Raw genomic sequence first — 5824 nt, 5'->3', positions numbered from 1 at the left:
TGCTTTAAAATCAGCTGAAAAAGCTATAGCAGATGCAGGGATATCGGTAAATGATATTGATTTAATTATTACATGTACTACTACTCCCGATAATAGCTTCCCTTCAGTTGCCTCTAAGCTTCAAGGTTATCTTGGTTTAACTAATATACCGTCTTTTGATTTACAAGCAGTATGTGCCGGCTTTGTTTATGGTTTACAAGTGGCAAATTCTCTTATCTCATCAGATAAATATAAAACTATTTTGCTTATAGGAGCCGAGAAAATGACGTCGTTATTAGATTGGAATGATAGGACTACTTGCGTTTTATTCGGTGATGGGGCCGGTAGCGTAATATTACAGCGTAGTAGTGATGATTCCGGTTTAATAGATAGTAATATCTTCTCAAGTGGTGCTGATTATGATGAAATATTATATACAAACGGTGGTGTAAGTATGAACGGTATTAGTGGCAAAATAGTTATGCAGGGGCAAAAATTATTTCGTCATGCAATAGAAAAAATGCAACAATCTATAAAAGATTTACTGCATGCTAATCAATTCAGTGTAAGTGATATTGATTATTTTATACCTCATCAAGCAAATATCCGTATTATAAATAAACTCGCTGAACTATTAAATATAGAAGAGCATAAAGTAGTGAAAACCGTAGACAAACATGCTAACTGCTCTGCTGCTTCTATTCCGCTTGCTTTGAGTACTCTCAAAGCATCAGGCAAAATAAAAAAAGGTGATATTCTACTATTTTCAGCTATCGGTGCAGGTCTTACTTGGGGCAGTGCATTCATTAGATGGTGAATATACTCGTTTTATTAGACATCTTTGGAAACTCTACTACTAGAGGTAATTTGTACGTTGATCCTGTAGTCGAATCCTCACGTACCTCTATGTACGCTGCGGTTCTGCGTGCCGTGTCTCCTTCAAATTCCTCTCTATAAGCGAGTTTCTGAAGATGTCTATTTAAAATAATTGGCAACACTACTTATTTGCTTATAATTCTCACATATTATATATACGCTGCGGTTATAAGCTTCAAAATCGATTCCTCTTTTCCTCATTAAACTGCATCTATCTATTTATCCAAAGTATATACTTGTATTAAATGATATTTTTACCACATTTATACATGAGTAATTGCATTTTATAATATTTTAGCCTTTAAACTAATAAAATAATGATATATACTAACTCACATAGTTTTTGGTTAGTTTAGTTTTATGACTAGCTAAAATGAATTCAATATTAATAAATTATAATCTCAAGGAGTTTAATTATGAAAACAAAAATTACATTAGCTTTTCTTGCATTATGTGTGCTTGGAGGGTGTAATACAACAAAAAGAGCACCGCAATTTGACGGTAATATGAACCAAAGTGAAGAAACTTCATTAATGAAAGATTTCGAGAAGCATGCAGGAAATGCAGTATGGTTTGCTTTTGATAGCTCTGCTTTATCACCAAAGGCTAAAGAAGAACTAGAGAGACAAGCTTGCTGGTTATCAAAGCACCCTGAAGTCAAAGTTACTGTTGAAGGACATTGCGATGAAAGAGGTACCAAAGAATATAACTTAGGTTTAGGTGAAAGAAGAGCAGCAGCAGCGAAAAAATTCTTAGCTCATAAAGGAATCGATCATAACAGATTAAATACAATCTCTTATGGTAAAGATAGGCCTGCTATGATGGGTAATACTGAAGAAGCTTTTGCCTATAATCGTAGAGCTGTAACAGTTGTACACCACTAAAATTATTTACTAATTATAGTATCCTAAAAGGTCGAGTTTACTACTCGGCCTTTTTTTTATTTATAACTTGATGTTATTATTGCGAAAGCGTTGATGCGTGGATACCAAACCGTCATTGCAAGCCATAGGCTGTGTGGCAATCTCATGAAATAACAACAAACTCCTGAGATTGCTTTGTCAATTACTTTGTAATTCTTCACAATGATGAAAACACTGAACCATATTGCCCTGTTTTTTAGGCGATACCTCAAAAATATAAAAATTTTACTAGACTTAACTGCATAATAATTATATAAATTTCAAATGAAAAGGGGCTGTAGCTCAGTTGGTTAGAGCACGCCGCTCATAACGGTGTGGTCGTAGGTTCAAGTCCTACCAGCCCCACCACACAAATTCTTATTTAAATTCGCATTAGCACTGAATTTATAATGATTAATCTAAAAACACTTTCTTGGTATCTTACTAAATTATATTCTAAGTGTTTCTTTATTATATTATTTCTTTTAATCGGGCTATTAATTATCTCAAATGTTTTTGATCTTTTACAAAAATTCAAAAATATTTATGTTCCTTTTAGTTTTTTTTGGAGACTTATCTTATATAAGATTCCTTATTTACTAGGTCAAGTATCTTCATTAATGAGTTTTACCGCTATGTTATTTTTTCTTAGAAATCTAACAAAAAATAATGAATTAACGGCTATGTTATCTAGCGGTATTCATATTTGGCAAGTGCTTGTTATTCCATGTATTGTAACTTTAATGTTAGGTATAGTTTTTACGACTATATTGAATCCTATCAGTGCTATAGGCTTACAAAAATATGAGTTATTAGAAGCAAAACTAACTAAAAAAGCCTTGAGTGAGGGTATAATATCTAAATCAGGCTTATTATTTTTTGAATCTTTAAATGATGAAACTCAAATTATCCAAACACAATTTATTAATGTTGCCGAGAAAAAATTAAATAATATTACAATTTTATTTGTTGATCATAATAATTCTTTTTTAAAGAGAATTGATGCATTATACGGTATTATTGAAAATAAAATGTTACATTTAAATAGAGTTAAGGTTTTCACAAAAGAGGAAACTAAGGCTTACAATAATTTAACTATGCAGACAAATTTATCAATTAATAGTTTAGTAAATAAATTTATTCGTCCTGAAATGGTTTCTATTTGGGCTTTACCTAAATTAATTAATGAATTATTAAATTCAGGTTTACCGGCTATTAATTATCAAATTTATTATTACAAGCAATTATTTAAGCCTATAATGATGATGGCAACCGTAATTTTAGCAGGTTGTTTTATTAGTCTTAAACAGCGTGATAATTCCCAAGAAAAAATACTGCTATTAGGTTTATTTTCAGGTTTTATAGCATATTCGTTATCAGAAATATTATTAAAAATACTTACTTATAATAATTTGTCTTTAATTGCTGCTATTTTATTACCTAGTATGCTAATATTTTTTATTAGTAACTTTATTATGTTACATTATAAAGAAATTTAATATAGACGAAGTTTAATTTGAAAAATTGGCATTGTCGCTTCTCATTGTTGATCCTCACTTAGTATTCTACGCTGCGGTCAAAAATTCCGAGGCTTCTTGCTCTTTTCCAAATTAAATTTCATCTATATTAAATTTTTATTTACTATGGGACTGTTTATTTTGTTAACACTTCTATAGAAGTATTTTGAGAATTTAGAGAGAAAAAATAAAATGATAATGAAATTTTTGGAAGGGTTTTCTTCCGGTATGGCCATAGATCTTGGTACGGCAAATACTATTGTCTATCAAAAAAATTGTGGAATTGTTCTAAGGGAACCTTCTGTTATTGCGTTAATAAAAAAAGACGGTGCTTTTGTGCCTTATGCTTATGGTCATGAAGCAAAAATGATGCTTGGGCGTACTCCTACGGATATTGAAGCAAAAAGACCTTTAAAAGATGGTGTTATTGCCGATTTTAAGGGTGCAGAGGAAATGATAAAGTATTTTATTAGAATGGTACATAATCGTCGCTCTTTTTTTGGGCCGACAATTGTTATTTGTGTGCCTTCTGGTTCTACGCCGGTTGAGCGTCGTGCTATCCAAGAAGCAGCAGAAAGTGCAGGGGGTAGGGATGTCTATTTAATTGAAGAACCTATGGCGGCAGCGATCGGGGCAGGGCTACCCGTAACGGAAGCAACCGGTTCGATGATTGTTGATATTGGAGGAGGTACTACCGAAGTTGCAGTTTTGTCATTAGGGGGCATAGTATATGCAAGGTCGGTAAGAGTCGGCGGTGATAAGATGGATGAAGCTATTATCTCATATATAAGAAGGCACTATAACCTATTGATAGGTGAGGCTACTGCCGAAAAGATAAAGCAAGAAATAGGTACGGCTTATGTAGATGAAAACGCTGAGCCGAGAAAGATGGAAATTAAAGGACGTGATTTAATTTACGGTATTCCTAAAGAAATGATATTGAACGAAAGACAAATTGCTGATAGTCTAATTGAACCGGTAAGTCAAATTGTTGAAGCGGTAAAAGTAGCACTAGAAGCAACACCTCCTGAATTATCTTCAGATATAGTTGATAAGGGAATTGTTTTAACAGGCGGCGGCTCATTATTACGAAATCTTGATTTTGTTCTTAGTGAAGCCACTAAATTGCCAGTAATAGTTGCAGATGATGCCCTCTCTTGTGTGGCACTTGGAACAGGAAAAGTACTTGAAGATTTTACAAAGCTAAAACATGTACTATTTAAACAGGATTAAAAATGGCAATACTTGCAAATAGAGTAAAAAATTCTTCAAATTCATTAGAATTAATAAGTATAATATCAAATACTCTTAAGCGTTTTTTTGTTATATTTGGGCTTGGATTGTCTGTATATTTATTTTTTGCTACACCTAAAAAAATATCTAGTATATCACTTGAAGTAACTGGTAGTATAGTATCAATCGGTTTAGCAGTGTATGAAGATATATTTGAATATATAAATTCAATAACACAAAAATTTGTTTATTTTCAAGATTTAGAACGAAAAAATATAGAACTTAAACTTGAGATAGCAAGATTACAACATTTACAAAGTGAAGTAGAATTGGTAAGAGCCGAAAACATTGCATTAAAAGATTTGTTAACGATTGCTGAGGAAGAAGAATTTGAATATATTACTACTAAATTACTGAGTGTTTCCTTTAATCCCTTTTCTAGAACTGCTTTGATTTCTGCAGGTAAAAAGCAAGGCATTGAACCTGATCAAATCGTTGTTAATGCAGGAAAATTAGTAGGAAAAGTAATAGAAGTGAGTAATAATTATGCGAAAGTAATGTTAATTAGCGATGTTAATTCTAGAATACCTATTAAAGCTAATTCTTCAAGAGAACAAGGTATTTTAGCAGGTAATAATAATAATAGTAAAATTTTATACTTGCCTAACAATCATTTAGTACAGCAAGATGAGGAGATAGTAACCTCTGGACACGGTAATATTTATCCTGCAGGTATTTTAGTGGGCTATGTGTCTAAAGTGACAGAACATGATGTTATGGTAAACTTGGCAGCTGATCTATCTAAAACGGAATTTGTACAAGTATTATTGCCTAAGGAGTAATTTCTGTTTTTTTTGTACTCTATGTCATTACCGCGTAGGCATTGTTGTATGGATCAGTACAATCCCCTGTGTGTCACCCCGTGGCTTGACCACGGGGGGCCAAACAACAATAAAAAATACTAGCAATAAAGCTTTCCCGTGTAGGTGGGGATTCAGTAAAATAACTGCAATATTGCTACAGAAGTTATATTTTTGATAAAATAACCATATAACAACTTGTTTTTATATAGTTTTACTAGATTTTTGCCTACGCAGGCATGACATTGAGTAGGCTTTTCGATCCATGTAACAAGGCTGGTAATACTCGACACACTTTGTATATATCTATCCTTTATTTATTCAGAGGTTATTAATATGGCACTTGCTACTAAAGTAAAAGAATTTTTAGAAGAAAAATTAAAACAAGAAAAGATAGATCGTAAATATCTTGCCGAAGTCACTAATATCCCTTATACTACTGTTAGCAGAATTATGA

At 32.3% G+C, this 5824-nt stretch carries 5 protein-coding genes, 1 tRNA gene and 2 pseudogenes; 7 read left to right on the top strand and 1 reads right to left on the bottom strand.

The window, feature by feature from the left end; translation table 11 throughout:
- On the top strand, positions 1–796 hold a 796-nt coding region (locus BG75_RS06290; RefSeq protein WP_252903701.1), incomplete at its 5' end, for a beta-ketoacyl-ACP synthase III.
- Here BG75_RS06290 and BG75_RS07950 read toward each other — a convergent pair.
- Positions 786–1056: pseudogene (locus tag BG75_RS07950) on the bottom strand (palindromic element RPE1 domain-containing protein). The gene BG75_RS06290 and the pseudogene BG75_RS07950 overlap by 11 nt on opposite strands.
- Before the next feature lie 215 nt (positions 1057–1271).
- Here BG75_RS07950 and pal point away from each other — a divergent pair.
- From pal to BG75_RS10210, 6 genes and pseudogenes are all read left to right on the top strand, one after another.
- A complete protein-coding gene (pal, locus tag BG75_RS06285) occupies positions 1272–1739 on the top strand; it encodes a peptidoglycan-associated lipoprotein Pal (protein ID WP_062811807.1) in 468 nt (155 codons plus the stop codon).
- Positions 1740–2049: 310 nt separating this feature from the next.
- A tRNA-Ile gene (locus tag BG75_RS06280) sits at positions 2050–2126 on the top strand.
- Between the two features lie 41 nt (positions 2127–2167).
- On the top strand, positions 2168–3256 hold the full coding sequence (locus tag BG75_RS06275; RefSeq protein ID WP_062811806.1) for an LptF/LptG family permease: 1089 nt from the start codon (positions 2168–2170) through the stop codon (positions 3254–3256).
- A gap of 210 nt (positions 3257–3466) precedes the next feature.
- Complete coding sequence (locus BG75_RS06270) at positions 3467–4507, top strand: rod shape-determining protein (protein WP_010977764.1); 1041 nt, start codon at positions 3467–3469, stop codon at positions 4505–4507.
- 2 nt (positions 4508–4509) lie between these two features.
- Positions 4510–5349 carry a rod shape-determining protein MreC gene (gene mreC / locus BG75_RS06265; RefSeq protein ID WP_062811805.1) on the top strand — a complete coding sequence of 280 codons (840 nt, stop codon included), beginning with the start codon at positions 4510–4512 and terminating at the stop codon, positions 5347–5349.
- A gap of 333 nt (positions 5350–5682) precedes the next feature.
- Positions 5683–5824, top strand: a pseudogene (locus BG75_RS10210) (helix-turn-helix domain-containing protein); the annotation flags it as partial.

It is taken from the genome of Rickettsia endosymbiont of Proechinophthirus fluctus, assembly GCF_001602635.1.
GTDB lineage: Bacteria > Pseudomonadota > Alphaproteobacteria > Rickettsiales > Rickettsiaceae > Rickettsia > Rickettsia rickettsii.
Note: the sequence above shows the minus strand (reverse complement) of the source record. Positions and strands in the feature narration are given on the sequence as shown.

Excerpts from the sequence above, each read along its gene's own strand:
- pal (WP_062811807.1), top strand. The coding sequence starts at position 1,272 with ATGAAAACAAAAATTACATTAGCTTTTCTTGCATTATGTGTGCTTGGA.
- BG75_RS06275 (WP_062811806.1), top strand. The coding sequence starts at position 2,168 with ATGATTAATCTAAAAACACTTTCTTGGTATCTTACTAAATTATATTCT.
- BG75_RS06270 (WP_010977764.1), top strand. The coding sequence starts at position 3,467 with ATGATAATGAAATTTTTGGAAGGGTTTTCTTCCGGTATGGCCATAGAT.
- mreC (WP_062811805.1), top strand. The coding sequence starts at position 4,510 with ATGGCAATACTTGCAAATAGAGTAAAAAATTCTTCAAATTCATTAGAA.